25 protein-coding genes and 1 pseudogene are annotated in these 25624 nt (G+C 71.0%); 15 read left to right on the top strand and 11 right to left on the bottom strand.

Annotated features, from left to right (window positions below):
• Window positions 1-36: 36 nt before the first annotated feature.
• Both ABH935_RS40830 and ABH935_RS40825 read left to right on the top strand, forming a co-directional pair.
• Window positions 37-732 carry a type 1 glutamine amidotransferase domain-containing protein gene (locus tag ABH935_RS40830; protein WP_370351434.1) on the top strand — a complete coding sequence of 232 codons (696 nt, stop codon included), beginning with the start codon at window positions 37-39 and terminating at the stop codon, window positions 730-732.
• Window positions 733-764: 32 nt separating this feature from the next.
• Window positions 765-1208 carry a pentapeptide repeat-containing protein gene (locus tag ABH935_RS40825; RefSeq protein ID WP_370383346.1) on the top strand — a complete coding sequence of 148 codons (444 nt, stop codon included), beginning with the start codon at window positions 765-767 and terminating at the stop codon, window positions 1206-1208.
• A gap of 31 nt (window positions 1209-1239) precedes the next feature.
• Here the strand turns inward: ABH935_RS40825 and ABH935_RS40820 are convergent, their stop codons facing one another.
• Together ABH935_RS40820 and ABH935_RS40815 are read right to left on the bottom strand one after the other, a co-directional pair.
• Window positions 1240-2415, bottom strand: a complete 1176-nt coding sequence (locus tag ABH935_RS40820) for a hypothetical protein (protein WP_370383345.1) — start codon at window positions 2413-2415, stop codon at window positions 1240-1242.
• A gap of 99 nt (window positions 2416-2514) precedes the next feature.
• Entirely contained in the window at window positions 2515-4944 is a 2430-nt protein-coding gene (locus ABH935_RS40815; protein WP_370383344.1) for an FdhF/YdeP family oxidoreductase, read from the bottom strand.
• A 155-nt stretch (window positions 4945-5099) separates the two neighbouring features.
• On the opposite strand from ABH935_RS40815, the gene ABH935_RS40810 reads away from it, so the two are divergent.
• Window positions 5100-6443 carry a DUF2254 domain-containing protein gene (locus ABH935_RS40810; protein WP_370383343.1) on the top strand — a complete coding sequence of 448 codons (1344 nt, stop codon included), beginning with the start codon at window positions 5100-5102 and terminating at the stop codon, window positions 6441-6443.
• Between the two features lie 398 nt (window positions 6444-6841).
• Here the strand turns inward: ABH935_RS40810 and ABH935_RS40805 are convergent, their stop codons facing one another.
• The 5 genes and pseudogenes from ABH935_RS40805 to ABH935_RS40785 all read right to left on the bottom strand — a co-directional run bounded on the left by ABH935_RS40805 (window position 6842) and on the right by ABH935_RS40785 (window position 12308).
• Window positions 6842-8149: an arabinofuranosidase catalytic domain-containing protein gene (locus ABH935_RS40805; RefSeq protein ID WP_370383342.1), complete on the bottom strand. Its 1308-nt coding sequence runs from the start codon at window positions 8147-8149 to the stop codon at window positions 6842-6844.
• Between the two features lie 115 nt (window positions 8150-8264).
• Window positions 8265-8891: pseudogene (locus tag ABH935_RS40800) on the bottom strand (arabinofuranosidase catalytic domain-containing protein); the annotation flags it as partial.
• A gap of 488 nt (window positions 8892-9379) precedes the next feature.
• Complete coding sequence (locus tag ABH935_RS40795; protein ID WP_370383341.1) at window positions 9380-10270, bottom strand: YwqG family protein; 891 nt, start codon at window positions 10268-10270, stop codon at window positions 9380-9382.
• 89 nt (window positions 10271-10359) lie between these two features.
• Window positions 10360-11124 (bottom strand): response regulator, encoded by a 765-nt coding sequence (locus ABH935_RS40790; protein WP_370383340.1) that lies wholly within the window; start codon window positions 11122-11124, stop codon window positions 10360-10362.
• Window positions 11121-12308: a sensor histidine kinase gene (locus ABH935_RS40785; protein WP_370383339.1), complete on the bottom strand. Its 1188-nt coding sequence runs from the start codon at window positions 12306-12308 to the stop codon at window positions 11121-11123. Before ABH935_RS40785 ends, ABH935_RS40790 begins: the two co-directional genes overlap by 4 nt.
• A 133-nt stretch (window positions 12309-12441) precedes the next feature.
• Between ABH935_RS40785 and ABH935_RS40780 the strand changes: the two genes are divergently transcribed.
• The 5 genes from ABH935_RS40780 to ABH935_RS40760 all read left to right on the top strand — a co-directional run bounded on the left by ABH935_RS40780 (window position 12442) and on the right by ABH935_RS40760 (window position 16440).
• Window positions 12442-13170, top strand: coding sequence for an ABC transporter ATP-binding protein (locus ABH935_RS40780; protein WP_370383338.1), 729 nt, complete (start codon window positions 12442-12444; stop codon window positions 13168-13170).
• Window positions 13167-14009, top strand: coding sequence for a hypothetical protein (locus tag ABH935_RS40775; protein WP_370383337.1), 843 nt, complete (start codon window positions 13167-13169; stop codon window positions 14007-14009). Before ABH935_RS40780 ends, ABH935_RS40775 begins: the two co-directional genes overlap by 4 nt.
• Complete coding sequence (locus tag ABH935_RS40770) at window positions 14006-14830, top strand: hypothetical protein (protein ID WP_370383336.1); 825 nt, start codon at window positions 14006-14008, stop codon at window positions 14828-14830. Before ABH935_RS40775 ends, ABH935_RS40770 begins: the two co-directional genes overlap by 4 nt.
• Before the next feature lie 30 nt (window positions 14831-14860).
• Window positions 14861-15205, top strand: coding sequence for a DUF952 domain-containing protein (locus ABH935_RS40765; RefSeq protein ID WP_370383335.1), 345 nt, complete (start codon window positions 14861-14863; stop codon window positions 15203-15205).
• 164 nt (window positions 15206-15369) lie between these two features.
• Window positions 15370-16440, top strand: coding sequence for a mannose-1-phosphate guanylyltransferase (locus ABH935_RS40760; RefSeq protein ID WP_370383414.1), 1071 nt, complete (start codon window positions 15370-15372; stop codon window positions 16438-16440).
• A gap of 69 nt (window positions 16441-16509) precedes the next feature.
• On the opposite strand, the gene ABH935_RS40755 is transcribed toward ABH935_RS40760, so the two are convergent.
• The gene (locus ABH935_RS40755) at window positions 16510-17310 is read right to left on the bottom strand and encodes an FHA domain-containing protein (RefSeq protein ID WP_370383334.1); all 801 of its coding nucleotides are present in this window, start codon (window positions 17308-17310) and stop codon (window positions 16510-16512) included.
• 159 nt (window positions 17311-17469) lie between these two features.
• Here ABH935_RS40755 and ABH935_RS40750 point away from each other — a divergent pair, with 159 nt between their 5' ends.
• The 3 genes from ABH935_RS40750 to ABH935_RS40740 all read left to right on the top strand — a co-directional run bounded on the left by ABH935_RS40750 (window position 17470) and on the right by ABH935_RS40740 (window position 20000).
• Window positions 17470-17592 (top strand): hypothetical protein, encoded by a 123-nt coding sequence (locus ABH935_RS40750; protein ID WP_370383333.1) that lies wholly within the window; start codon window positions 17470-17472, stop codon window positions 17590-17592.
• Between the two features lie 724 nt (window positions 17593-18316).
• Window positions 18317-19093 (top strand): C40 family peptidase, encoded by a 777-nt coding sequence (locus ABH935_RS40745; RefSeq protein WP_370383332.1) that lies wholly within the window; start codon window positions 18317-18319, stop codon window positions 19091-19093.
• Between the two features lie 106 nt (window positions 19094-19199).
• Window positions 19200-20000 carry a class I SAM-dependent methyltransferase gene (locus ABH935_RS40740; protein WP_370383331.1) on the top strand — a complete coding sequence of 267 codons (801 nt, stop codon included), beginning with the start codon at window positions 19200-19202 and terminating at the stop codon, window positions 19998-20000.
• Here the strand turns inward: ABH935_RS40740 and ABH935_RS40735 are convergent.
• From ABH935_RS40735 to ABH935_RS40725, 3 genes are all read right to left on the bottom strand, one after another.
• Entirely contained in the window at window positions 19997-20836 is an 840-nt protein-coding gene (locus tag ABH935_RS40735) for a family 1 encapsulin nanocompartment shell protein (RefSeq protein ID WP_370383330.1), read from the bottom strand. The genes ABH935_RS40740 and ABH935_RS40735 overlap by 4 nt on opposite strands.
• A gap of 5 nt (window positions 20837-20841) precedes the next feature.
• Window positions 20842-21915: a Dyp-type peroxidase gene (locus ABH935_RS40730; RefSeq protein WP_370383329.1), complete on the bottom strand. Its 1074-nt coding sequence runs from the start codon at window positions 21913-21915 to the stop codon at window positions 20842-20844.
• Window positions 21916-22024: 109 nt separating this feature from the next.
• A complete protein-coding gene (locus ABH935_RS40725) occupies window positions 22025-22432 on the bottom strand; it encodes a DUF4232 domain-containing protein (RefSeq protein WP_370383328.1) in 408 nt (135 codons plus the stop codon).
• On the opposite strand from ABH935_RS40725, the gene ABH935_RS40720 reads away from it, so the two are divergent.
• The 4 genes from ABH935_RS40720 (at window position 22431) to ABH935_RS40705 (ending at window position 25360) form a co-directional block, all read left to right on the top strand.
• Window positions 22431-22796, top strand: a complete 366-nt coding sequence (locus ABH935_RS40720) for a hypothetical protein (protein WP_370383327.1) — start codon at window positions 22431-22433, stop codon at window positions 22794-22796. The genes ABH935_RS40725 and ABH935_RS40720 overlap by 2 nt on opposite strands.
• A 56-nt stretch (window positions 22797-22852) precedes the next feature.
• The gene (gene bioB / locus ABH935_RS40715; protein WP_370383326.1) at window positions 22853-24031 is read left to right on the top strand and encodes a biotin synthase BioB; all 1179 of its coding nucleotides are present in this window, start codon (window positions 22853-22855) and stop codon (window positions 24029-24031) included.
• 85 nt (window positions 24032-24116) lie between these two features.
• A complete protein-coding gene (locus ABH935_RS40710) occupies window positions 24117-24347 on the top strand; it encodes a hypothetical protein (RefSeq protein WP_370383325.1) in 231 nt (76 codons plus the stop codon).
• A gap of 146 nt (window positions 24348-24493) precedes the next feature.
• On the top strand, window positions 24494-25360 hold the full coding sequence (locus ABH935_RS40705; protein ID WP_370383324.1) for an LLM class F420-dependent oxidoreductase: 867 nt from the start codon (window positions 24494-24496) through the stop codon (window positions 25358-25360).
• Window positions 25361-25624: the final 264 nt, after the last annotated feature.

Genomic DNA, 25624 nt, shown 5'->3' with positions numbered 1-25624 from the left:
GATTGCCTGCGGCGCCGCGCCTGCGAGCCTGGGCATATGTCTGAACAACCTCCGGCCGCGGGCCGCCCCCGGGTCCTGTTCATCGTCAGCGCCGCGCACCAGCTGACGATGAAGGACGCCACCCTGCGCACCACCGGCTTCTGGGCTGAGGAACTGCTCGTGCCGTACAAGGCGTTCACCGAGGCCGGATTCGACGTCAAGTTCACCACCCCGGCCGGCCTGGTCCCGCAGCCGGACCCGCGCAGCCTGAACGCCCAGGACGGCGCCGAGCTGGACCACCTCCCGGACCTGCGCACCCCGCTGGTCCTGGACGACGTCGAACTCGACGGCTACGAGGCGGTCTACGTCCCCGGCGGCCACGCCCCGATGGAGGACCTGGCCACCGACGAGGTCTCCGGCCGCCTGCTCACCGAGGCACTGGCGGCGGGCATCCCGGTCGGCACGGTCTGCCACGGCGCGGCCGCACTACTCGCCGCCCGCCGCGACGACGGCACCCCGACGATCGCCGGCTACCGCCTCACCGGCTTCACCGACGAGGAGGAGCGCCAGGGCGGCCTCGCCGACAACATGCGCTACCTGCTGGAGGACGAGCTGGTCGAGCGCGGCGCCGACTTCGTCGAGGGGCCGGCGTACCAGCCGCACACCGAGACCGACCGGAACCTGCACACGGGGCAGAACCCGCAGTCTTCGGCGCAGATCGCCGCGGACATGCTGGAGGCGCTGGGGAAGTAGGCCGTCACGAAACTGCGACGACAAGCGGCCGCGTGAATGGCACGATGATCGCCATGGCTCCACCTGTGTCAGCCAAGGAGCTCCTCGCCTCATTTCACCGCGCCGCGACTGTCCAGCGACGATCCTTCGCTGGTGAGGACCTCATCTCGGCGCGGTTGCCGCGCTTGCGGCTTACCCGATGCTCCTTTCGCGGAGCGGATCTGCGCCACGCCACACTGGATGGCTGTCACTTCAAAATGTGCGACTTCCACGGTGCCGACATCAGGGGTGCTTCCTTGCGAGGCGCGACGTTCGCGGGTTGCGATCTCACGGCCGCCGACCTGCGCGACACCGACCTGACCGGCGCGCGGCTCGGACTGGTCCTGACCGGCGCGCCGCCACACGGGCTGACCGACGCCACAGGCGTTCGACTCGACCATGCCGTCGTTCGCGATCTCCGTCTGGACCAGGTGATCGGTTGGCCCGCCGCCGACTGACCGCGCAGCCTGAACCGGCCGCTGGTCGGCTTCAGTACCGCAGCACCGCCGCCACCCCCGCCGCGTCGGCCAGCGTCCCGTCCGGTACGAACACCACCAGCGCGCCGCCCTCCACGGCGTTCTCGACCAGCAGCTCGACGATGTCGGTGGCCACGCCGGGCTCCGGCGGCTCGAAGTCCTCCTTCGGCTGCGGCAGGGTGACCGGCTCCGGGAAGGGCACGGTCGTCAGCTCGCGGCCGTCGCCGCTGGTCTTGCCGGCGATCAGCAGGCCTTCCTCGACCAGCAGGCGGTAGACGCGCTTGTCGGCGACGGCCGTCCACACCTCCGCCGGGCCGCCGACGTACTTGTTCTGCGATCGTGCGTCGCCGAGCTCGTTCACCGCGCGCTCGACCTGCTCGGTGCGGTACGCCTCGATCGTCGGTGCGATGCGCTTGGCCAGGTCGGCCGGGGTGTCCTTGTCCATGCCGGTCAGCGGGAGGGTGCCGGCGACCAGGTCGCGGTAGATGGTGAGATCCAGGAAGGTCGCGAGGGTCTTGTCGCCGCCGATGACGAACAGCGGCAGGCCGTTGTGCGCCTTGAGCGCCTGGCCGAGGTTCTTGTCGACGGTGCGCAAGTACTGCTTGACGTACTCCTCGTGCGCCTCGTACGGCTGCGCGCGGGGGATCGGCCCCGGTACCGCGTCCTCCGGCGACGGGATCGCCGGCGCGTCCGGGAAGCCGTGTTCCTTCACCTCCCGCAGCCGCGAGGCCGCGCCCCGGTAGAGGCGGCACATCTCCTGGTCCAGCACCAGCACCAGGTACGGCCACGAGCGTTGCTCGGCCGCGGCCAGATAGCGCGTCAGGTACCGGTCGGCGAACTCCACCCGCGGCCGCACCTCGGCGTCCGTCGGCACCTGCCAGACCTGCGTCGGCTCCGCCGCGCTGAGGTAGACGACCAGCTCACCGGCGGGAACACCGGGATCGACGAGCTCGGCGATGGCGTCCGGCGACAGCTTGCCGTCGCGCAGCACCAGCCGCACGTCCCGCTCGACGTCCTGGTCCTCGGCCAGCTGCCGCTGCGCCTCGGTGCACAGGCCGCGCAGCAGGATGCGGTCCTTCTCGCTGAAGGGGGCCTTCGGGTCGACCGGCATGACCATGGTGACCGCCGGATAGGGACGCGAGGCGCGCAGCGCGACCAGGGTTTCGGGCGTCAGTTCGGAGATGTCCACCTGGCCACTGTCGCGCTGGTCGACGTTGATGACCTGCGGTCGAACCCATTCGTGTGGTCATGCGGCGACCAGCCTCACAGTCCGGTCGCCGCACATTCCCTATTGTGCCGCGACCGTAGCCCCCGGTGTGCGTGTCGTCACCGTGTTCGAAGACGCTCCGGACGCGGCCGCGTCGCCACGCGGTGACCGCTCGATCCGTACCTTCAGGTTCTTCATCAGCGGCTGGTCGCTCTGCGTGCTGTAGTCCTTGATACCGACCAGCACGTTCATCTCCGGCATGTACCCGGCCGCGCACCCCCGCGGAATCGCGTACTCGACGGCCAGGAATCCGCGCAGCGTGCGCTTCGAGCCGTCCTTCGACGTCGCCGTGATGTCCACGGGCTCGAACTGCGCGACGCCCCGCTCCCGCATGTCCTCCTTGTTCATGAACACCAGCGTCCGCAGGTTCTTGATCCCGCGATAGCGGTCGTCGTCGCTGTAGATGGTGGTGTTCCACTGGTCGTGCGAGCGCATCGTGCCCAGCAGGAGGGTGCCGGGGGCCGGGACGGCGTCGGGCAGCGGGGCGGCGGAGAACTCGGCCTTGCCCGACGGCGTCAGGAACACCAGCTCGCGCGCCGGCTGCTTGATCCGGAAGCCGAGCGGGAGCCGGACGCGCCGGTTGAAGTCCTCGAAGCCGTCCAGCACCTTCGCCATGGTGTCGCGGATGCGGTCGTAGTCCTCGACGTACCAGTCCCACGGCGTCTTGGTCTTCGGCAGCGCGGCCTTGGCGATGCCGGCGATGATGGCCGGCTCCGACAGCAGGTACGGCGAGGCCGGCTTCTTCATCCCGACCGAGAGGTGCACCATGCTCATCGAGTCCTCGACCGACAGGTGCTGCACGCCGCCGCGCTGGTGGTCCTTCTCGGTGCGCCCCAGGCACGGCAGGATCAGCGCCTTGCGGCCGTGCACCAGGTGGCTGCGGTTCAGCTTGGTGCTGACGTGGAACGTCAGCTCGCACTCGCGCAGCGCGTCGTAGGTGTAGCGGGTGTCCGGGGCGGCGAGGGCGAAGTTGCCTCCCATGCCGCAGAACACCTTCACCTCGCCGCGGTGCATGGCCTCGATCGTGGTGACCGTGTCCTTGCCGAACTCCCGGGGCGGATCGATCTGGCACACCTCGGCGAGCCGGTCCAGGAACTCCGGCTTGGGCCGGTGGTCGATGCCGCAGGTGCGGTTGCCCTGCACGTTGCTGTGCCCGCGCACCGGGGACGGCCCGGCGCCCTCGCGGCCGATGTTGCCGCGCAGCAGCAGGAGGTTGACGATCTCGCGGATGGTGTCGACGCCGTGTTCGTGCTGCGTGATGCCCAGGCACCAGCTGATGACGCTCCGGTCGGCCGTGCGGTAGACCTGCGCGGCCTTGCGGATGTCCTGGCGGCTGACCGCCGACTGCCGTTCGATCTCGTCCCAGGAGGTGTCCTGGACCAGGGCGCGGTACTCCTCGAAGCCCTGCGTGTGCCGGGCGACGAACTCCTCGTCCAGCGCCTTCGGGTCGGCCTCCGACCACTCCAGGACGGCCTTGGCCATGCCGCGGATCAGGGCCATGTCGCCGCCGATGCGCGGCTGGATGTTCAGGGTGCTGGTCTTCGTGGCCTTGTTCAGCGCCATCTGCACGAACTCGTGCGGCACGATCGTGCGCGTCGCCGCCGCCTCGACCAGCGGGTTGATGTGCACGATCTGCGCGCCGCGGCGGTAGGCCTCGGCCAGCGAGGTGAGCATGCGCGGGGCATTGGAGGCGGCGTTGACGCCCAGGATAAACAGCGCGTCAGTGCTCTCCCAGTCCTTGAGGTCGCAGGTGCCCTTGCCGGTGCCCAGCGCCGCGGTCAGTGCCCGGCCGCTGGCCTCGTGGCACATGTTGGAGCAGTCCGGGAGGTTGTTGGTGCCCAGCTCGCGGGCCAGCAGCTGGTACAGGAACGTGGCCTCGTTGCCGAGGCGGCCGGAGGTGTAGAACGCGGCCTGGTTCGGGTCGTCCAGGGTTCGCAGGGTGCTGCCGATCAGCTCGAAGGCGTCCTTCCAGCCGATCGGGACGTAGTGGTCGGTCTCGGGGTCGTAGACCATGGGCTCGGTGAGGCGGCCCTGGTCTTCGAGGGCGAAGTCGGTCCACTGTTCGAGCTCGGAGACGGTGTGCGCGGCAAAGAACTCGCGGCCGGCGCGCTTGCGGGTCATCTCCCAGGTGACGTGCTTGATGCCGTTCTCGCAGATGTCCAGGTGGATGCCCTTGAGGGAGTCCGGCCACGCGCAGCCGGGGCAGTCGAAGCCGCCGTTCTCGTGGTTCATCTTCAAGATGGCGCGCGTGCCCTCGCGCAGCTCGCCCTGCTCCAGCAGCACGTGCGTGACGCTTTTGGCGGCGCCCCAGCCGGCGGAGGGGTGGTGGTAGGGGTGCGAGCTTGGTGGTGCCTCCGGGGTGGCGCCGACCGACGGTTCCAGCGGCTGCTCAGGCTGCGCGGGCGGCTCGGGCGGTTCCGGCAGCTTGTCGGCGTCTTCGGAGGGGTTCACGGTGACCACCTTCCACCGGTCGGCAGCGCGCATGCGGGATCGTCAGCCACCCTAGGGCCGCAGCGCGCGGGTCGCATGCCGGAACCGGCTGGCGCTCGGCCACCCGGACGGCCCATTGCGCGCGTCCGGATCGGCGCTCCGGGGACATCCTCAGCATGACGCACGTCCAGCTGCGGCCCGGCTGGCGCCGGGAGGCGCTGCGCACCAGCTTGTGGTGGGTGCCGACGCTGGAGGTCGGGGCGGCGGTGCTGCTGTTCGGGGCCGGCTACCTGCTGGACCGGGCGGCGTACAACGGGTCGATCAAGCTGCCGTCGTGGGTGATCAGCGGGACGGCCGACGCCTCGCGGCAGATCCTGACCGCGCTGGCCGCCGCGTACATCACCGTGGTCGGCGTGGTGTTCTCGGTGATCCTGGTGGCGCTGACGCTGGCCTCCACCCAGCTCGGGCCGCGGATGCTGCGGAACTTCCTGCGGGACCGCGGGACGCAGTGGACGCTGGGGACGTTCGTCGGGACGTTCACTTTCGCGATCCTGGTGCTGATCTCGATCGGGCCGGGCAAGCACGGCGACTTCGTGCCGCACGCCTCGATCAGCACCGTGCTGGTGCTCTCGCTGCTGGACGTCGGGGTCCTGATCTACTTCATCCACCACATCGCGGTGCAGATCCAGCTGCCGTACGTCATCGCCTCCATCGCCGCCGACGTGGTGAAGGCCATCGACGAGGAGGCCGCGCCGCCGCCGGGCGGTCCGCGGCTGGGGCCCTCGCCGCAGCAGATCCTGGCGGCGATGGACGCCGAGCACGGCGTGGTCACCGCCTCGGAGAGCGGGTACCTGCAGTACGTCTCGCACGCCAAGCTGGTCCGCATCGCCACCGAGGCCGACGCCGTGATCCACCTGCTGTACCGGCCGGGGCACTTCATCGTCGCCGGCCGGCTCCTGGCGACGGTCACGCCGCCGGAGGCCGCCCCGCGGGTGAAGGCGGCGCTGCGGATGGCGCACCTGTCCGGGCCGCACCGGTCGCTGTCGCAGGACATCTCGTTCGGGATCGACCAGCTGGTGGAGATCGCGGTCCGGGCGCTGTCCACGGCGGTGAACGATCCGTTCACGGCCCTGAGCTGCATCGACTGGATCGGCGACTGCCTGCGTCAGGTGGCGCTGCGGTGGCATCCGCAGGTGGTGCACCGAGACCGGGCGGGGTATGTCCGGCTGATCCGGACGCAGGCCTCGTACGACCGGCTGGTGCGGCGCGGGTTCGAGAAGGTGCGGCAGAACAGCCGGGGGATGCCGTCGGTGATGATTCGGGAGTTGCAGGCGCTGAAGGAGATCATGGCGCAAGCGCCGCGGGCGGAGCAGTACGCGGTGCTCATGGAGCAGGCGGACATGATCAAGGTCTCGGCCGAGGCGTCGATTCCGGAGGCGCGGGATCTGGCGGACGTCGTGGGCGTGTACGACGCGCTGGTGGCGCTGCATGAGCGGTTGGTGCGGGAGGCGGGGGACTAGCGCTTTCGCGGTTTCGTTTTGGCGGAGGCGGGGCGGTGATGGAGATAACTGGCCCTATGGAGCAGCAGGCGCTCGCCGACCACGACGAGGCGGCGAACGCGGTGGCAGTTCAGCATGGTGCGGTTGGCTGTCATACAAGCCTCTGGCACGGCCGCGATCGGCCGCAGCGGATAAGACGACGAGTCGGCAGCGAAGCGAGTGGCTGTGCACCGGGAAGCGAGTCGGGAGCGGCGCCGGGCCGTGCGGCAGGTAGCGCGGCGGGGAGCGGGTGCTCGGGCGCGGTCGTGCCCGATGGCCAGCCGCTGATGTGCCGGCCGCTCAGCCATCTGGCTTTCCGGGCGGGCATGCCCTGTGTCCCGCTGCGGGTCGCCAGGGCATGCCTCTCTACCGGGAGCCCCTCACAGCGCCCCGAAGCTCACTGGTGCCGACCCGAGCGCCAGCTCCCAGCCGTACCAGCCCTGCGGCAGCAGGTAGTTCTCGTACACCTTGCCGTCCGAGCCCAGCACGTAGGTGATGTTCGTGCCGTTCTTGTCCTTCAGGGAGTTCGGCATCCCCGCGAATGTGACTCCGGCGGGCAGCGGCGAGTTGCTGTAGGTGTGCCAGCCCGACCAGGGCGAGCCGCCGGCGACCTTCTGGTAGTCCTCCTGGAGGTTGCCGCTGCTGTCGAGCGCCGTCACGACCAGGTGCCCGGTCGAGTCGGAGAAGACGCTCGGCGAGCTGACGAAGGGGCCGCCGGTGCCGAGGTTCAGTTCCCAGCCCGACCACAGGCCGGTGGCCCGGGTGAAGTAGTCCTCGTAGACGTTGCCGTCGGTGCCGGTGGCGTAGGTGACGTTCACGCCGTTGGCGTCATGCGTCGCGAAGGGTGTCCCGATGAACCGGACGCCAGCCGGCAGCGGCGAGTTGTTGTAGGGATGCCAGCCGCTCCAGGGCGCCTGGCCCGGTATCTTTTGGTAGTTCTCCATGACGTTCCCCGAGCTGTCGACCGCCGTCACCACCAGATGCCCGGTCGAGTCCGAGAAGACGCTCGGGGGACTGACCAGGTTGATGTTCGGGATGACTCCGAGGTTGAGCTCCCATCCCGACCACAGGCCGGTGGCCGCCGTGAAGTAGTTCTCGTAGACGTTGCCGTCGGTGCCGGTGGCGTAGGTGACGTTCACACCGTGGAGGTCGTGCGTCGCGTACGGCGTCCCGATGAACCGGACCCCGGCCGGCAGCGGTGAGTTGTTGTAGAGATGCCAGCCGGACCACGGTCCTGCGGCAGGAGCTTTCTGATAGTTCTCTTCAACGTTGCCCGACGTGTCGACAGCGGTCACGACAGTCTTGCCGGCCGAATCCACGAACACGCTCGGTGCGCTGACGAACGGCCCGTTGGCGGTCCCGAGGTTCAGCTCCCACCCAGACCAGCCGCCGCCACCGGGGATCGTCTGGTAGTCCTCGTAGATCCAGCCGTCGGAACCCAGGGCGTAGACCACGGTCGCCTTGTTGTTGTCGAGGATCGTCGCGGTCGCGCCGGCCTGGATGCTGTGCGGGCTGTTCGGCACGGCGGTCTGGCCCGAGTAGCCGACCGAGGCGATGTTCGCCTGGACCGCGTTGTCCGCCGCGTCCGACGGGTAGCCGGCGGTCATCACGCCCTCGAAGAACGTCCCCACGTCGTAGTCGCTGTTGTCGCCGCCGATGCCCAGGATGATGCCGCCTTCCTGGTGCATGGGCGCGTAGCCGCTCGGGAGCGGCCCGCTGAACCAGGTGTTCAGCGTGCCGGTTCCGGGCGTCTCCGCCCTTCAGCGCGTAGGTGGACCGTCCGTCGTTCTTCAGCATCGCCGTGACGAAGGAACTGGAATTGCCGGTGTTCGCCGTGTCGCTGCCGTTGCCGCCCTGGAACAGCCCGTCCTCCATGTCGGCCTCGACCCATGGGCCCTGGCCCGTGCAGGGCGGGAAGTAGCACTTGGTTTCCAGGCTGACGGCGTCCATGTGCGCCGCGCCGTTGTCGACCGGCTGCGCCTCGGCGTTGCCGTAGTCGAAGCAGCAGCCCGCGTTGGTGTGGGTCCCGCTCGCGACCATGTAGACGCCTTCGGGCTGCCCGTTGGTGGCCACCCCGGACGCGGCGTCGGTGTACCGGTACCCCGAGCGCTGCGTGATCCAGACCCCGTACGCCTTGTGCCCGCCGGCGGTGACGGCCAGCGTGCTGGCGTCGGCGCCGTGGCTGGCACCCGAGCCCTGCCGCCCGGCCGGGGCGAGCGTCAGGTCGTTGTGGCGCGGCGTCTGGTCGTAGATCTTCGTGATCGTGCAGCTCACCGTGCCGCAGAAGGCGTCGTGGTCGGCCGCGTTCGCGTAGCCGCCGGGGGACAGCACGCCGACGTCGTGCGTCGCGCCGTCCGTGGTGCGCGTGAGCTGATACAGCGGGCCGTCGTAGCCGGAGATCAGGGCCCGGACGCTGCTGTGCGCGGCCACGCACGGCGTTCCGGCGGCCGCGTAGATGTCGCAGGGCAGCGACGTGTCGGCCCGTGACACGCCGGGCGTGGTGAGGAGGGCCGTGAGAGCGATGATGAAGGCGCCTATGAGGGCCGGAAGCAGCCTTAGCCGGGCAGGATGTCTTGACGCGATGATCAAGGGCGTCACCTTTCGCGGGACTGGTGCTGGACCGCAGAGGTCGACACGCCACCAGCCGCCCTGACGAAGAGCCCGAATATTCCGGGCCGGCTTCGCAGCGGTTCGCCCCCGAAACGCTTGTTCGCATCGGGAGAGTGCCACGGTCGTGGATCACCGGGCAACGACTTTCCAACGGATTCAAAGGGATTCAAAACAGTCGGATCGGAGCCGACTGGATCCGTTGGAAAGTCGTTGCCCGGCGATCAGGAACCGCAGGTTCTCGGCGACGGACCGCCGCAGCTCCGGCGCGTCGACGACCGACGAGGGCTGCGAAGGTCCGCCTCCGGTCGCTACTCGCTTTGCCAGGTGAACGTGGCCTTGGCGAAGTCGCCGGCAGCCAGGTCCTCGCGCCGGATGAGCCAGTACAGGCGCCCGGTGTCGCCCCACTCCATCGCCGCGCGGCCGTCGCTGTCGACCTGCAGCAGCATCACCAGCTCGTCGAGCAGCTCGCGGCGCCGGGTCTTGGCCGCGTCGTCGTCGCCGGGGGCCACCGCGTGCGCGGCCTCCTTGGTGACCGAGCCGGCCTTGGGCAGCGCGTAGCCGCCGACCCGGTGGTGCGGGGAGTGGTCGCGGCGGAACGAGGTGAGGGCGTCGTAGAAGCCGTCGCCGTCGGCGTCGCCGACCGTCGGGTACTCGGTGTAGTCGTCGTCGGCGGCCGGGTCGTCGCCCGCCTCGCCGAACGCCGCGACGAGCGCCGCGTTCTCGTTGTCCGGGGCGGTCGCTATCAGCTCGCCGGTCAGCATGATCCGCGGGAACGCCTCCAGGCCCTCCGGCGCGGGCCGCTGGGCCACGTTCTCGGTGCCTTCGGGTACGTAGACGACCCGCGTGCCGCCGGTGATGGTGTCGGGGTCCAGGTACTGCACCGCGTCGTCGCCGACGCCGTTGAAGTAGAAGAACAACAGCATCCCGTCGCTCGGCACCGGGATGTCCAGCTCCTGCACCGGGATCTCACCGCAGTCCACCGCCGCGATGAACGACAGCGGCCCGTGCCCCTCCCACTCCGGCCACGGCACGTCCGCCGGCAGCAGGGGCTCCCCGCCGAGGTAGCCGACCAGCGGCTCGCCCTCGTTCTGCTCGCGCAGGTGGAAGCCCGGGCGCAGCAGCTCGATCCACTTCTTGGCGTTCTCCGGGCTGAAGAAACGCCGGCCGGCCTCGGCCAGCGGTGACTCACTGATCTCCATGCGCGGAATGCTTTCAGGTGTCCGCTCGCGCGACAAGCCGTTGCGGCATGTTTGTGCAGGGCGCCTAAGAGTTCTGTCCCCGGCCACACTCAGCTCATGATCCCGGTCTCGTAGGCGAGGATCACCAGCTGGATCCGGTCCCGGGCGTCCAGCTTGGTCAGCAGGTTCGCCACGTGGGTCTTCGCCGTCGCCAGGCTGATCACCAGCTCGGCGGCGATCTCGCTGTTGGCCAGGCCGCGCGCGACCAGGGTCAGCACCTCGTGTTCGCGCTCTGTGACGCCGGCCAGCCGGCCACGCGCGCTGGTGCTGGTGCTGGTGCTGCCACGAGCGTCGCCGCCCGCGGTCTCCCGCCGGTCGCGCTCGGCGCGCTGAGTCCGGTCGGCGGCGAAGCCCTGATCGGTGAAGTCGGCGATGAGCCTGCGCGTGACGCTCGGCGCGATCAGCGCGTCCCCGGCCGCGACCACCCGCACCGCGGCCAGGATGTCGTCCAGCGCCATGTCCTTGAGCAGGAACCCGCTCGCGCCGGCCCGCAGCGAGCCGTAGACGTTCTCGTCGTCGTCGAACGTGGTCAGCATCAGCACCTTGGTCGCCGGCGCCTCGGCCTTGATCCGGCGGGTGGCCTCGATCCCGTCCAGGCCCGGCATCCGGATGTCCATCACCACCACGTCCGGGTGCAGGTCGTGGACCTGCCGCAGGGCCTCTGCACCGGTGCCGGCCTGCCCGGCCACCTCGATGTCCGGGGCGTCGGTGATCACCATCACCAGACCGGCCCGGATCAGCGGCTGGTCGTCCGCCAGCAGGACCCTGATGGGCGGCGTGCCGCTTATTCCGGTCACGCCACTCACGCCGCTCATGCCGGGATCCGCGCTTTCACCCGGAACCCGCCCTCCGGGCGAGGCCCGGCGTCGAACGAGCCGTCCAGCAGCGACACCCGCTCCCGCATCCCGGCCAGCCCGAACCCGTCGCCGGCGCGCGGGGCGTCGGCGAGCCCGCCGCGACCGTCGTCGAGCACTTCGATCACCAGCTCCCGGGGCCGGAACGCTATCGCCACCGAGCACTGCCGGGTGCCCGCGTGCCGCACCACGTTCGTCACCGACTCCTGCACGATCCGATACGCCGACAGGTCCACCTCCGCCGGCAGTTCCCGGCGCTCGCCGTCGAACCGCACCCGCACCGCGACCCCGGCCCTCGCCGCGTTGTCGGCCAGCGCCGGCAGGCTGTCCAACCCCGGCGTCGGCGCGACGCTGTCCCGGTCGTTCTCGGCCTTGCGCAGCGCGACCAGCATGTGCCGCAGCCCGGTCAGTGTCTCCCGGCTGGTGGTCTCGATGACGTCCAGGGCCTCGGCGGCCAGCACCGGCTGCGTGCTGATGCAGCGCTTGGCCGCCCCGGCCTGGATCGCGACGATCCCGATGCTGTGCGCCACCATGTCGTGCAGCTCCCGGGCTATCCGCAGCCGCTCGGCGGTCACCGCGCCGGCCGCGACCTGCTCGCGCAGCGCCCGGCCGTGCTCGCGCCGCTCGCCGATCAGCACGCCGCCGATGAACGCCACGGCCAGCAGCAGGACGGCGTTGCTGAGCCGGCCGTACGGGGTCGGTTCGCCGGGCTTGGTGAGGAATTCCAGCATCGTCCAGGCCGCGAACGTCGTGATCGCCGCGGCCAGCCCGATCCACCGCGGCCGGCTGGCGGCGACCACCGTGACCAGCGCGCCGGCCCCGACCAGGGACAGCGCGCTGCCCTCGCCCAGCGCCGTCAGCCACGCCGCCCCGATCAGCAGCCCGGCCAGCGCGGTCACCGGACGGCGCCGGCACATCACCACCGGCGCGGCCGACACCAGCGCGAGCTCCAGCCGCTGGGCGCCCTGGAAGTCCACGGTGCCGGGACCGACCACCAGCTGATGCGGGCCGGACGGCATCGTGTCGAACACCAGCCAGGCGAGCACCAGCATCCCGCCGACCGCGAACGCGTCGAACCACCCGGTCGGCGTGCGCCGCTGGGCCAGACGTCGGAGCCGGTCCACCGGCCGAAGAGGAGCGTCCACAGCAGCAGGCTAGCGATCACCGGCCCGGCGACACATCGGTCGCCAGAACTAGTTCGCGCGGCCGGTCCGCCGGCGCCAAGACCGGTCGGCAGCCCGATCCGCCGCGCCGGGGCCGAACGGCACCGTTGTCATCATGATCGACGTCAACCACCTCACCAAGAGGTTCGGCGGCGTGACAGCCGTCGAAGACCTGACCTTCACCGTGCGGCCCGGCGTGGTCACCGGGTTCCTGGGCCCGAACGGCGCCGGGAAGACCACGACGCTGCGCCTGCTGCTCGGCCTGAACACGCCGACCTCCGGCACGGCCACGGTCGAGGGCCGCCGCTTCCGCGAGTTCGGCACCGGGCTGCGGCACGTCGGCGCGCTGCTGTCGGCCGACGACGTGCACAAGGGCCGTAGCGCCTCGGCGCATCTGCGAGCCCTGGCACGCAGCAACGGGCTGCCGCGCCGCCGGGTCGAGGAGGTGCTGGAGGAGGTGGGGCTGGCCGAGGCCGCGCGGCGCCGGGTCGGCGGGTTCTCCCTCGGCATGAAACAGCGGCTCGGCATCGCGGCGGCGCTGCTCGGGGACCCGCCGGTGCTGATCTTCGACGAACCGTTGAACGGCCTGGACCCGGAGGGCGTGCGCTGGGTGCGCGGGCTGTTCCGGGGGCTGGCGGCCGAGGGGCGCACGGTGTTCGTCAGCAGCCACATGATGAGCGAGATGGAGCACACCGCCGAGCGCGTGGTGGTGATCGGGAACGGCCGGCTGATCGCCGACGAGACGCTCGCGGAGTTCTCGGCGCGCTCCACCGGCACGTTGGAGGACGCGTTCATGGCACTGACCTCGGACAGCGTCGAGTACCGGGCCGGGGGCGCGCGATGAACCCGGCAGGGTTGGCGCCGCCGAGGGTCCCGACGCCGACCGCCGTACGGCCCGCGCGCCTCCGGGACCTGGCCGCCGCCGAGTGGATCAAGTTCTGGTCGCTGCGCTCGACGCCGCTGGTGCTGTTCGGGCTGACCGCTTGGTACGGCTACCGCGGCTGGCAGGGTGCGCACGACACCTCCAGCCGGTACCTGGCCTTCTCCCCGGCGCAGCGTGCGGGCTTCACCGACAGCGGCCTGTTCGGCTCCGGCGTCGAATGGCTCCCGATCATGGTGGCGACCGGCGCGTTCGGCGCCCTGATCGTGGTCTCCGAGCACGCCAGCGGTCTGATCCGCACCACGTTCACCGCCGTGCCGGACCGGCTACGTGTGGTCGCGGCCAAGGTGGCGGTGCTGACGGCGGTGACGTCAGGGCTCGGAATCGCGGTGACCGCCGAGGTCTATGTCTTCGACCGCGCGGTGCTGGCCGGTCACCATCTCTCGTTCGCCCCGACCGATCCCGGCGTGCCCTCGCTGTTCGTCTCGACGGTCGTCCTGATGCCGCTGTGCGCGCTGATCGGAATGGCGTTCGGCACGCTGATCCGCAACGTCGCGGCGTCGATGGTCGCGGTGTGCGTGTTCTTCCTCATGGTGCCGCAGCTGTTCAAGAGCCCGACCACGCGCTGGGCGATCGACGTCGGCAACGCGCTGCCCTGCTATGCCTGGGCCCGCCTGGGCTTCCTCGGGCACGGCAAGGTCGTCGGCGGCGAGACCTATGCGGGGGCCCTGGCCGCGTTCGTGCTGTGGCCGCTTGTCTCGGCGGCGGTCGTCGCCGTCGTACTGAACCGGAGGGATGTATGAGCACCGTCACCGATATCCGCACCGATACCCGATTCCATCCGGCACGCCTGCGGGACGTGGCCGCCGCCGAGTGGATCAAACTGTGGTCGCTGCGCTCCACGGCCGTCATGGTGCTCGGCGCGCTGTTCGTCGCGGCGTCCAGCACGGTGTTCCTGGCCGGGCACGTGTTCCTGACGCCGCTGGGCAAGGCCACCTTCGACCCGAGCAACATCGAGTTCAACTGCGGCGTGTGGAGCGCGCTGATGCTCGGCGCGGCCTGCGTCGGCGCCGTGGCGATGACCGGCGAGTACGGCAGCGGCCTGATCCGTACCACGCTCGTCGCGGTCCCGGATCGCCGGCGCGTCGTGGCGGCGAAGGCGGCGGCGCTCGTCGTGGCGGCCGGGGTCGTCGGCGCGGTAGTCACGGCCGTGACCTACGGCATCGGGTACGTCGAGCTGTCCGGTTCCGGCGTGCGCGCCTCGCTGCCGGCCTCGACGCTGATCCGGACCGTGCTGGCCGCGGTGTTCGCGCTGCCGGTCGCGGCGGTGATCGGGCTGGCATTCGGCGCGGTGGTCCGGCACCCGGCCGGAGCCTGTCTGGCGGTGGTCGCGTTCCTCGCGGGGCTGCCGGATCTGCTGCGGACGCAGGGCCGGGGGGTGCAGGCCGATGTCAGCAACGCGATGCCGTCCCACGCGTGGGGCACGCTGATCGGACAGATGCCGGACAACGGTTTCCAGCCACTGCAACCGCCGACGGTCGCGCAGTCCTGGGTGTGGCTGGCCGTGTGGCCGCTGGCGGCGGTCGGCGTGGCGATGCTGGCGCTGCACAGGCGGGATTTGTGATGGCGCCGGGTCGAAGGGCGAGACTGGGGCATGACGATCTACCACATCGCCCTCCGGACCGACTGGGCCGACGCTGTCGCGACGGGGGAATACCACGTCTCCACGCGCGGCAAGACGGTCGAGGAGGAGGGCTTCATCCACGCCTCCACGGCGGTCCAGGTCGCCGGCGTGTCGAACGCGTTCTACGCCGACGCCGAGGACCTCCTGGTGCTGGTCATCGACCCGGAGAAGCTGACCGCGCCGCTGCGGTACGACCCGGTGCCCGGGGCTGACGCGCCGTTCCCGCACATCTACGGGCCGCTGAACGTCGACGCCGTCACCGGTACGGCTGAGCTGCGGCGGGACACCGACGGACGGTACGTGTTCGAGGGCTGAGATGCCGGGCGCCCGGCTGCGGGACGTGCGGTTTCAGCAACCTGATCCAGCCATGCCGACGGCGGCATGTGCCGTGCGGGGTGCGGCGATCGGCAGATGAGGGAAAGGACCGGGTGAGGACTCGGTCCGTCCCTCTCCCAGGAAGGTGTCACCGCGTGTACTCGATGATCCTGGCCGGCGGTAGCGGAACCCGTTTGTGGCCCCTGTCGCGGGCCGCGAACCCGAAGTTTCTACACCGTCTCGGCGGTACCGACCACACGCTGCTGCAGGCCACGGCGGCCCGGCTTTCCGCGCTGTCGCATCCGGACCAGGTGTACGTGGTGACTGGCGTCGCGCACGCCGCGGCCGTGGCGCGTCAGCTGCCGCAGGTGCCCGAGGAGAACATCCTGGTCGAACCGGCACCCCGGGATTCGCTGGCGGCCATCGCGCTGGCCGCGGCGGTGATCGCGCGCCGGGACCTGGAGGCGGTGGTCGCGGTGTACTCCGCGGACCATTTGATAGGGCGGCAGGAGCGGTTCGAGGAGCTGATCCGGCTGGCCGCCGACGCGGCCGGGACCGGGGCGCTGGTGACCGTCGGGATCCGGCCGACGCGGGCCGAGACCGGGTTCGGGTATCTGCATCGCGCTGAGGAGATATCGCCCGGCGTGCACCGGATCGCGGAGTTCCGGGAGAAGCCCTCGGCGGACATCGCCGCGACATATCTGGCTTCGAATGAGTATCTGTGGAACGCGGGCATGTTCGTGTTCCAGGTCCGGGCCTTCCTGGGGGAGCTGGCGCGGCAGCGTCCGCAGCTGCACGCCGGGATCGCCGCCATCATCGAGGCCTGGGACGGGCTGGATCACGAGACCGTGTTCGGCGCCGTCTGGGACGGGCTGGAGCGGATCTCGGTGGACTACGGCGTGATGGAGGGCGCCGCGGCGGCCGGGAAGGTGGTGACCGTTCCAGCCGACTTCCCCTGGAGCGACATCGGGGACTTCCACTCGCTCGGGGAGTCGCTGGACGGGGACGCCGACGGGAACGTGGTGCTGACCGACGACGCGTTCGCGACGCTGCGCGGGGTCGAGGACTCGGTGGTGGTGTCCACGACCGGCCGCGTGGTCGCGGTGGTGGGGTTGCGCGACGTCGTGGTCGTGGACACCGAGGACGCCCTGCTGGTGTGTCCTCGGGATCGGGCGCACGAGGTGAAGCAGGTCGTGGACGGGCTCAAGGCGGACGGGTACGCGGCGCACGTGTGAGTGCGGGTACGCCCGGATCTTCTCGCCCGAGTGAGGCCCCGGCGAGGCCCCGGTTTCTCCCGTTCTCCCTCAGACGTTCTCGCCGAGTACGTACAGGTCCTCCGGCACCAGCGTGGCGTTGCGCAGCAGGGCCCGGATCAGGTTGTCGTTCAGCGTGTTGCCGAGCGGCTCGACCATGCCGGGCTCCTTCACGATGCCGCGGATCGCGCCGGCGCCGGTCGACAGGCGCGCGCGCAGTTCGGAGATGCGGCGCTCGACGGCCTTGGCGGTCCAGGGATGAGCCGGGTTGGGCTGGGCCTCGTTCAGGTCGTCGGCGGCCTGCTTCCACGTCACCGGGGCCGGGTAGGGCTCGCGGCGCAGGTAGCGCTGGCCCAGGGCGATCAGCATCATGCGCTCGACCGGTGACAGGTCGGTGACGTCGGAGGTCAGGGTGCGGGCCTGGCCGACGTCGCGGTGCTGGTGGCTGGGGCTGCCGACGATGTGCACCTCCAGCAGGTGGGTGCGGCGGTTCGGGGTCTCGATGGTCAGCGGGGTGTAGCCGGGGCCGACGGAGACCTCGTGGTGGCGCAGGACCGGCTCGACGCCGGGCACCAGGATCGGGCGGCGGCCCTCGTTGCGCAGCCACCACTCGTCGCCGTCGCAGGTGAAGACGCCGGCCAGGCGGCTGACGAACTCGTCGTCGCCGCCGATGACGACGTGCACGTCGAGCTCGGCGCGCCCGAAGTGCAGCGTGAACTTGCGCGGCGGGACCGCGAAGCCGCTGGGTCCGGCCTTGACGAAGATCGTGCCGGCCGGCGCGGGCGGCACCCCGCCGGCCAGGCTCGGCAGGTTCTGCGGCAGGACCTGCGGGATGAAGTCCCGTATCTGCATCGTGGCCCATTTCCTCGGCGCGGCCCGGCCCGGACGGCTGGGCGGCGACGGCTGTTCGGTCGGACGGTAGCGGTCGCAGGGCGTGGATGAAGCCCGAGCAGCAGCGTACTTCGGATCGCCGGGGAGGGGTCCCGCCTGCTGCGTGGTCCGATATTGCCCATGGTGAACACGGACTACTTCCAGGACGACGACGTCGACAACGAGGCGCCCTACCGGACCTTCGGACTGGGCCACAGCAGCCGGCCGCGAGCCGGCGTGAGCATCCGCCGAGAGCACCGATGACGCGGTGCCGCGGGGAGTGAGGAGCCCCGCAACCGAACAAGCACACGAATTTCCGCCACACCGCCGGTCACGGGGCCGGCCGGCGTGACGGAAGGGGCGACTGCCCCGCGGCGGGGGCCGGCGGGGCAGTCGGGCCGGAACCGGCGGCGACGCCGCAGGTGACGGCGAGGGGGATGGGGGCTGGGGGACTGCCTCGCCGTCGGTCACGGGGCCGGTCGGCGAGGCGGGGCCGGCCGCTCGGCCGGCGGGGGCCGGGGGGTCGGTCCATGGCATTGCGGCAGGACGGCAGGACAGCAGCACAGCAGGGCAGGGGGTGCTTCACCGCCGGTCACGGGGCCGGTCGGCGAAGCGCGATGGACCGGCCGACCGGGGGGTCGGCCTGAACCAGGGCAGCGAGACACGCCGCCTCTCCGACGGTCACGGGGCCGTCCGGCGGGGCGGCGTTGTCGCGTGTCGGGGCCCGGGCATCGCTGTTGATCGCGTGCGGGCGCGGGCGCGGGTGGTTCGTCGGCGAGGTGCGCGTCGGCGGCGGCGATTCGCATCTTTGTCCGGTTCGACAGCCCTCGACTTTGGTCACCCTTGCTTCGCCGCCCCGGCCAGGTGGCGCCGTTCGCCGCTGCGCCGTCCGGGGGTGACCTGGCATGGAGCCTGATTCGTGGCGGTAGGACGATCTTCGGATCATCGCAGGAATCTGTCCTGCTCCCGACCGAGGGAAGTGAACGGGATGCAATGTCATAAACCCGGGCACCGTGCCTCCGCACGGTGCGTTTCCGCACTGCTGGCCGCCGGTGCGCTGCTGGCTGCCGTCGCCGACCACCTCGGGGGCACCGTGGAGCGGCCCGCGATCCGGACGGCCGCGTTCGACGTGCCCTCGGTGCCGAGTCCGGCGCCGCTGCTCGCCGCGCCGAACGCCGCGGGTTCCCCGGTGCGGCCGGCCCCGGCGGAGTCTGATCCGCAGGCGCCGACGGCCGCGGCAGCACCGCAGCCCGTGGCCCGGGGCTGGCAGCCGTCGCGTCCCGCGCGCCGCGCCGCCAAGGCCCCCGCCCGGCATCAGAGCGCGTCGACGGCCCGCCCGGCCGCGCGCCGCCCGGCGCCGGACCGGCACTCCAGCTCCTCCATGCTGGCGCACCTGCCCCCGGCGAAGAGCAAGACGGCGGCGGCCGCGGTCCACGAGGCGCTGTCCCTGCTCGGCGTCCCCTACCGCTGGGGCGGCACCACGCGCGCCGGCGGCTTCGACTGCTCCGGCTTCACCCAGCACGTCTGGGCGGTGGCCGGCGTCAAGATCCCGCGCACCGTGCGCGCCCAGGCGCGCGCCGGCACGCAGATCTCGCTGAGTAAGGTCGAGCCGGGCGACCTCGTGGTCTTCTACCCGACGCAGCACCACGTCGGCATCTACGTCGGCAACGGCCTGGTGCTCGACTCCCCGCACTCCGGCTCCCGGGTCCGGCCCGACCCGGTGCGCTCCATGCCGGTCTCGGTCGTGGTACGGGTCCACGCCTGAGCGGACGGGGATACGGACGCGCATACGGACGCGGACGGCGGCGCACGGGGCCGTTCTCGGCGGCGGTCATAGCCGCCGAGAAAGCCCCGCCGCCACAATGGGTCGCATGACTACAGCCGTGGACCGTGCCTACCGCGACCTGAGCCCCCTGGACGTCAGGATCCAGACCCACCGCCGCTACAGCGAAGCAGCCGACGACGTCGAAGCCGACGTCCTCACCGCGGCGGCCATCACCGCCGAGGACACCCTCCTCGACGTGGGCCCCGGCACCGGCACCTTCCTGGCCCGCCTGTCCGCCTCCGGACACACCGCGCCGCTGGCCGCCCTGGACTTCTCGGCCGAATCCGTCGCCACCTGTGCGCGTATCCCCGGCGTCCGTGCTGTGCGCGGCGACGCCCGGCACCTGCCCTTCCCGGACGCGGGCTTCGACGTCGTCACCGCCCGCCACATGCTCTACCACGTCGACGACCCCGCCGAAGCCGTCCGCGAAGCCCGCCGCGTCCTCCGGGAAGGCGGACGCTTCGCCGCCGTCGTCAACCGCGAAGAGCCCTACCCGCACTTCATGGCCCTGCTGCGCGAGGTCCTGGCCGGCCACGGCATCACCCGGCGGCGCTCGCCCGACGAGCACGTTCACGGCGGCAACCTGCCCGCCCTCGTCGCCGCAGCCTTCGCCCCGGACACCGTCCGCGTCCTGCGACGCGAAAACGCCCTGCTCCTGCCCGGCCCCGAGCCGGTCGTGGCCTACCTGGCCTCGATCCTGACGCTGCAAGGCGTGCCCGACGACCCCGACCTGCACCGGGCCGTCACCGCCGACCTCGACGAAGCGGCTCGCGCCAGATTCCGCACCCTGCCGGATGGGATCTGGCGCGAGCCGAAGGGCTACGTGGTCGTCACCGCGACCGCTTAGCGCCGCTTGGCGAGCTTGCCCGCCTTCTCCTCCACAATCTTCGCGCTCAACGGCACCGCCGCCTCAGCCGTGTAAGGCAGGAACGTGAACGACTGCGTGAAGTAGAACCGCACTTTCTCCGCGGTGTGCGACTCATATCCGATCGACAGGTCCTGCCCCAGCTGCAGCCGGTAGTCCCCGCCGCGGCTGGACAGCAGCACGCCGCCGGTGATCGCCGGCGCCCAGATCACCTCGCCGTCGATCAGCCGCGCGACGTGCTCGGCGACCGGGTAGCCGTGGTCCACCGCGTCCGAGAGCGCCTGGTAGGCGTCGGCGCCCAGCACCAGGTGGTAGGGCCCTTCGACGCCGGCCAGCTTCAGCTGCGTGGCCATCCGCGCCACGGTCGTCGGGAAGTCGACGGGGTCCTCCGGCAGCGCCATCGCCGCGTTGCTGGCGAACGGCCGCAGGCCGGTGATGCCGGCCGCCGCGTAGCCGTCGGCGATGGCCCGGTCCTCGGTGAACGCCGCGATCTTCGCCGCGTCCTTCACCGGCTGCCAGTCGCTGTCCTGCGCGCCGCGCTCGACGTCGTCGATGGCCGTGCGGTCCAGCTCGAACGGGATCCGCACCTCCACCAGCGGCTGGGCGCTGCGCAGCCGGGCCTGCACGCCGTCGTGCGGCGCGGCGATCGCCGCGGTGTGGCCGTTGCCGACCGCGCCCAGTTCCAGCCCGTCCGGGCCGGAGACGTCCACGACGCGCCGGAAGGCCAGGTACCGCAGCACCGTGCGGCGGGCCTCCTCCTCGATCTGCTCCCAGGCGGCGTCGCTGACCGGGGCGAGGTCGCGGTGCAGGTTGTTCATGTCAGTCAGCTCCTAAGGCTTCCGATGCCCAGCGATCCATCGGCGGGACGGGGTGGTGCGGCGGGACGGGGTGAATCAGTGGGTCGCGGTGATTCGGCGGGTGCGGGGTCCGCCGCGGGCGCGTCCTGGCCGGGGGCAGGCGGCGGGTCGTCCAGGAACGAGGTCGGCGGCACGAAGAACAGCCCGCCGGTCACCGCCGTGGAGAAGTCCAGGATCCGGTCCCGGTTGCCCTCGGCGTCGCCGAGGAACATGTTCCGCAGCATCTGCTCGGTGGTCGTCGGCGTCGCGCAGTACCCGATGAAGTACGTGCCGACCTCGCCCTCGCGGAACGAGCCGAACGGCATGTTCGCCCGCAGGATGTCCTGCTCCCGGCCGTCCGGCCCGACGATCGTGTTGAGCGCGACGTGCGAGGTCTTCGGCAGCGCCGCGTCCGGCAGCTGCACGTTGCCGGCCTTGGTGCGGCCGATCACCAGCGCCTGCTCCTGGTCCGACAGCGTGTTCCACGAGGACATGTCGTGCAGGTACTTCTGCACGATCACGTAGCTCCCGCCGACGAACTCCGGATCCCGCTCGGCGTCCACCAGCGCCGCGTTCAGGGCCTCCGAGCCCTCCGGGTTCTCCGTGCCGTCCACGAAACCCAGCAGGTCGCGGCGGTCGTAGTAGCGGAAGCCGTGCACCTCGTCCACGACCTTCACCGCACCGCCCAGACGCGTCAGGATGTTCGCCGCGAAGTCGTAGCAGACGTCCAGGTGCTGTCCCCGCAGGTGCAGCAGGATGTCGCCCGGCGTGGACGGCGCCTTGTGCTGCGGGCCGTCCAGTGCGACGAACGGGTGCAGCTCGGCCGGCCGGGGGCCGCCGAACAGCCGGTCCCACACCGCCGAGCCGAACCCGGTGACGCACGCCAGCTCCGCCTCCGGATGCCCGAAGCCCACGGCGCGCGCGTACGCGCTCAGATCCGGGACGACCTCCCGGACCGCGTCCTCGCCGCCGTCCTCGACGGTCAGCACCAGGAACATCGCCGCCGAGGTCAGGGGACTGACCACCGGCTGGGCGGCGTCGGCGGGGGAAAGGTCGGTCATCGGGCGGGTCTCCTCGCGGCTCGGGCGTCGCAACCCTCCCGACCGTAACAGGCGCCCGGGGCCCCCGCCCGTCGGGAGGTCGCTGATGATCCTCAGGGGTCGCTAGCGGCTAGTAGAGCGCGCTCTGCGTGTCGCTCTCCCAATAGGAGACATACGCGGAGCTGTCGATGTACTGCGCGCTCGGCGGCATCGCCACCGACACCGGCCGGCCCGTCCCGCCGGCGCCGGCGTCGCCCGGCTGCAACTGCAGGAACAGCGCCGGGATGGTCTTGCGGTTCGTGCCCGACCCGTCCGCGGCGTTGGTCATCACGCCCGAATAGGCGACGGCGCCCGGGGCCAGCAGGACCGGGGCGGCCGGCTTGTCCATCTGGGCCACGCCGATCGCCGACTTGTCCGCCTGGAACGTGCGCAGCAGCGGGTACTTGTTCAGGTGGCACGGGACCTGCGAGGTGTTCGTCGCCGAGATCAGCACGTGGTTGATCGGCTCGCGGACCGCGTCGATCGAGAAGTGCAGCATGTCTGTCGAACAGTCGCGCGGCCCGCCGGCCCCGACGGAGGTCGGCTTCGACGAGACGGAGGAAGTGCCGGGCGCGGCCGTCGACGGGCTCGCGCCGCCGTCCACGGAGCCCGACGAGGAGGAGGTCGTGGGGGAGCCCGCTGACGCCGCTGACGTTGTCGTCGCCGAACCGGCGGCGTTCTTCGCCCCGGAGGACGTCGAACTGCTGCACCCGGCTGTCAGCGTCACCGCCGCGAGGCAGGCGGCCAGCGCCGTGCCCAGCCGTATACCGATCAGGTGGCTCGAATCAGAGGTGTTCATTTCGAGCAGCATGCCATGTGTGGCTGCGGACGCCAGAAGGAACCCCACAACGTTTACCGCGTGATCCTGTGTTGGCCACCGATCACCCGGCCCGCCGGCGCCACGCCACGATGGGGAACCATGACCGACCCCTCTGGTGTGCACCCTCCCCTCGACACCCTGCTCCCCGACCTGCTCCCCGACCTGCTCCCTGACCTGCTCCCCGACCTGCTCCCTGACCTGCTCCCCGACCTGCTCCCTGACCTGCTCCCCGACCTGGTCGCGGCCGCCCTGGAGCGCCGGCCGCCGACGCGCGAGCAGGCGCTGGCACTCCTGGACAGCTCCGATGAGGACGTGCTGGACGTCGTCGCGGCCGCCGGGCGCGTACGGCGGGCCTTCTTCGGGCGCCGAGTGAAGCTCAACTACCTGGTCAACATGAAGTCCGGGCTGTGTCCGGAGGACTGTTTCTACTGCTCACAGCGGCTCGGCAGCGAGGCCGAGATCCTGAAGTACTCGTGGATCAAGACCGATGAGGCGACGGACCTGGCCAAGAAGGCCGTCGGCGCCGGGGCCAAGCGCGTGTGCCTGGTGGCTTCCGGGCGTGGGCCCTCGGACCGTGACATCGAACGCGTGGCCGACACCGTGGCCGCCATCAAGGACGGCACGCCCGACGTCGAGGTCTGCGTCTGCCTCGGGCTGCTCAAGGACGGGCAGGCCGCGCGGCTGGCCGCCGCCGGTGCCGACGCCTACAGCCACAACCTCAACACCGCCGAGGAGAAGTACGCGGACATCTGCACCACGCACACCTTCGCCGACCGCGTCAGCACGCTGCGGGACGCGACCGCCGCCGGGCTGTCGCCGTGCTCGGGCGCCATCTTCGGAATGGGGGAGAGCGACGAGGACGTGGTCTCCGTCGCCTTCGCGCTGCGCGAGCTGGATCCGGACTCGGTGCCGGTCAACTTCCTCATCCCGTTCGAGGGCACTCCGCTTGGCGGGCGGTGGGACCTCACGCCGGCGCGCTGCCTGCGGATCCTGGCGTTGTTCCGGTTCGTGTTCCCCGACGTGGAGGTGCGGCTGGCCGGCGGCCGGGAGATCCACCTGCGGACGATGCAGCCGCTCGCCCTGCACCTGGCCAACGCGATCTTCCTCGGCGACTACCTGACCAGCGAGGGCGCGGCCGGTTCGGACGACCTGGCGATGATCGCCGACGCCGGGTTCGTCGTCGAGGGGCGGGAGGAGACGACGCTGCCGGCGGCGCGCGCCGAGCAGGTGGCGGTGCGGCGGCGCGGGGCCGGGACGCAGGTGGCGGCGAACACGTGAGTGAACGGATCTCCGGTCGGCGGCGTGGGACCTCCGATCGGGCCGGGGGAGTGGCGGGATCGCCGGGCACGCCTACCGTAAAGGTATGAACACCAAGTGGGGCGTGACCGCGTTGATCGTCGGCGGCTTCCTGCTGGCGCTGGGCATCGCCGGGATCAACGCCAACTCCGGCGGCGTGGTGGCGGTGTTCGCCGTGGTGTTGGTGCTGGGGTTCGTGATCGCCGGGTGGGCGGTGGTGCTGCCGTGGGACGGCGACGGCGGCAGGGCGCTCGGCGACCACGAGTCGCCGGGGCCGGTACGGGTGCCAAGAGCCTGACAGCGTCCGGTGATGCCGGGGCGAGTTGATGTCGCAGACTGACATCCGGGCGCCGCAGGAGTAGCTTTCGTGAGGGACGGCCCGCGGGAGTGCCGCCGGGCGGTCCACTTTCTGGTATACCCATGTCCTTTGCGAGGAGCTTGACCATGCAACTCGGCCTGCACATCACCGACTTCACCTTCCCCGGCGGCCCCGCCACGCTGGCCGACGGCCTGACCAAGGTGGCCGTGACGGCCGAGGAGGCCGGATTCGGGCGCATGAGCGTGATGGACCACCTGTTCCAGATCAGCCATTTCGGTCCCGCCGAGTCGGAGATGCTGGAGGCGTACACGACTCTGGGCTACCTGGCGGCGCGCACCGAGAAGGTGGAGCTGCTGGCCTGGGTCACGGCGGTGACGTACCGCGAGCCGGGCCTGCTGGCCAAGGCCGTGTCGACCCTGGACGTGCTGTCGAAGGGCCGCGCCTGGCTGGGCATCGGCGCGGCCTGGAACGGCGAGGAGGCCGAAGGCCTCGGGCTGTTCTTCCCCGGCACCGCCGAGCGCTTCGAGCGCCTGGAGGAGACTCTGCAGATCTGCCGCCAGATGTGGAGCGACAACGACGGCCCCTACGAAGGCAAGCACTACCACCTGGGCCGCACCCTGAACTCGCCGCAGCCGCTGAGCGCCCCGCGGATCCTGATCGGAGGCGGCGGCGAGAGGAAGACCCTGCGTCTGGTGGCGAAGTACGCGCAGGCGTGCAACTTGTTCGCGGGCCCGGAGCTGGAGCACAAGCTGCAGGTGCTGCGCGACCACTGCGAGACCGAGGGGACGGACTACGACGCCATCGAGAAGACGGTGATGATGCCCCTGGACATCGGCGACAAGGGCGAGAACATCCCGGCGCTGCTGGAGCAGATGCGGGGCTTCGCGGCGCTGGGCGTCAGCGAGGTGCACGTGTCGGTGCCGAACGTGTGGGAGACGGAGCGGCTGGAGCTGATCGGGCGGGAGCTGATTCCTGCTATGGCGGAGCTCTGAGCTCTGGGTTTTGATGCGCTGGTGAGCGCTGAGGGCCGTGCCCGGTTCTGCTGGCTTTCGAGCTGGCGGGACCGGGCTCTTTGGTGCCGGTTCCCTACAACTAGATAACGGGCCCCAATCCTCTCTCCATATTCAACTCACCATCACGCGTCCACAACCTTCTAAGGAGCCGCCTGCGGCGGCACCCTCCTAAAAGGAGAGACCTTCGTGATCTTGGGGGAGTGGTCGAGAGCTCGGCCGGCGTCAGGAGAGCCGCGCCCACCG

It is taken from the genome of Catenulispora sp. GAS73, assembly GCF_041262085.1.
Taxonomy (GTDB): domain Bacteria; phylum Actinomycetota; class Actinomycetes; order Streptomycetales; family Catenulisporaceae; genus Catenulispora.
The sequence above is the reverse complement of the archived record's forward strand: the minus strand, read 5'-3'. Positions and strand labels throughout refer to the sequence as shown.

Bases quoted from the DNA above. Each gene is read 5' to 3' on its own strand.
- ABH935_RS40830 (WP_370351434.1), top strand. From the start codon at position 37: ATGTCTGAACAACCTCCGGCCGCGGGCCGCCCCCGGGTCCTGTTCATC.
- ABH935_RS40810 (WP_370383343.1), top strand. From the start codon at position 5,100: ATGACGCACGTCCAGCTGCGGCCCGGCTGGCGCCGGGAGGCGCTGCGC.
- ABH935_RS40805 (WP_370383342.1), bottom strand. From the start codon at position 8,149: ATGCACCAGGAAGGCGGCATCATCCTGGGCATCGGCGGCGACAACAGC.
- ABH935_RS40795 (WP_370383341.1), bottom strand. From the start codon at position 10,270: ATGGAGATCAGTGAGTCACCGCTGGCCGAGGCCGGCCGGCGTTTCTTC.
- ABH935_RS40790 (WP_370383340.1), bottom strand. From the start codon at position 11,124: ATGAGCGGCGTGAGTGGCGTGACCGGAATAAGCGGCACGCCGCCCATC.
- ABH935_RS40780 (WP_370383338.1), top strand. From the start codon at position 12,442: ATGATCGACGTCAACCACCTCACCAAGAGGTTCGGCGGCGTGACAGCC.
- ABH935_RS40775 (WP_370383337.1), top strand. From the start codon at position 13,167: ATGAACCCGGCAGGGTTGGCGCCGCCGAGGGTCCCGACGCCGACCGCC.
- ABH935_RS40770 (WP_370383336.1), top strand. From the start codon at position 14,006: ATGAGCACCGTCACCGATATCCGCACCGATACCCGATTCCATCCGGCA.
- ABH935_RS40765 (WP_370383335.1), top strand. From the start codon at position 14,861: ATGACGATCTACCACATCGCCCTCCGGACCGACTGGGCCGACGCTGTC.
- ABH935_RS40760 (WP_370383414.1), top strand. From the start codon at position 15,370: ATGATCCTGGCCGGCGGTAGCGGAACCCGTTTGTGGCCCCTGTCGCGG.
- ABH935_RS40755 (WP_370383334.1), bottom strand. From the start codon at position 17,310: ATGCAGATACGGGACTTCATCCCGCAGGTCCTGCCGCAGAACCTGCCG.
- ABH935_RS40750 (WP_370383333.1), top strand. From the start codon at position 17,470: ATGGTGAACACGGACTACTTCCAGGACGACGACGTCGACAACGAGGCG.
- ABH935_RS40745 (WP_370383332.1), top strand. From the start codon at position 18,317: ATGCAATGTCATAAACCCGGGCACCGTGCCTCCGCACGGTGCGTTTCC.
- ABH935_RS40740 (WP_370383331.1), top strand. From the start codon at position 19,200: ATGACTACAGCCGTGGACCGTGCCTACCGCGACCTGAGCCCCCTGGAC.
- ABH935_RS40735 (WP_370383330.1), bottom strand. From the start codon at position 20,836: ATGAACAACCTGCACCGCGACCTCGCCCCGGTCAGCGACGCCGCCTGG.
- ABH935_RS40730 (WP_370383329.1), bottom strand. From the start codon at position 21,915: ATGACCGACCTTTCCCCCGCCGACGCCGCCCAGCCGGTGGTCAGTCCC.
- ABH935_RS40720 (WP_370383327.1), top strand. From the start codon at position 22,431: ATGTCTGTCGAACAGTCGCGCGGCCCGCCGGCCCCGACGGAGGTCGGC.
- ABH935_RS40725 (WP_370383328.1), bottom strand. From the start codon at position 22,432: ATGCTGCACTTCTCGATCGACGCGGTCCGCGAGCCGATCAACCACGTG.
- bioB (WP_370383326.1), top strand. From the start codon at position 22,853: ATGACCGACCCCTCTGGTGTGCACCCTCCCCTCGACACCCTGCTCCCC.
- ABH935_RS40710 (WP_370383325.1), top strand. From the start codon at position 24,117: ATGAACACCAAGTGGGGCGTGACCGCGTTGATCGTCGGCGGCTTCCTG.
- ABH935_RS40705 (WP_370383324.1), top strand. From the start codon at position 24,494: ATGCAACTCGGCCTGCACATCACCGACTTCACCTTCCCCGGCGGCCCC.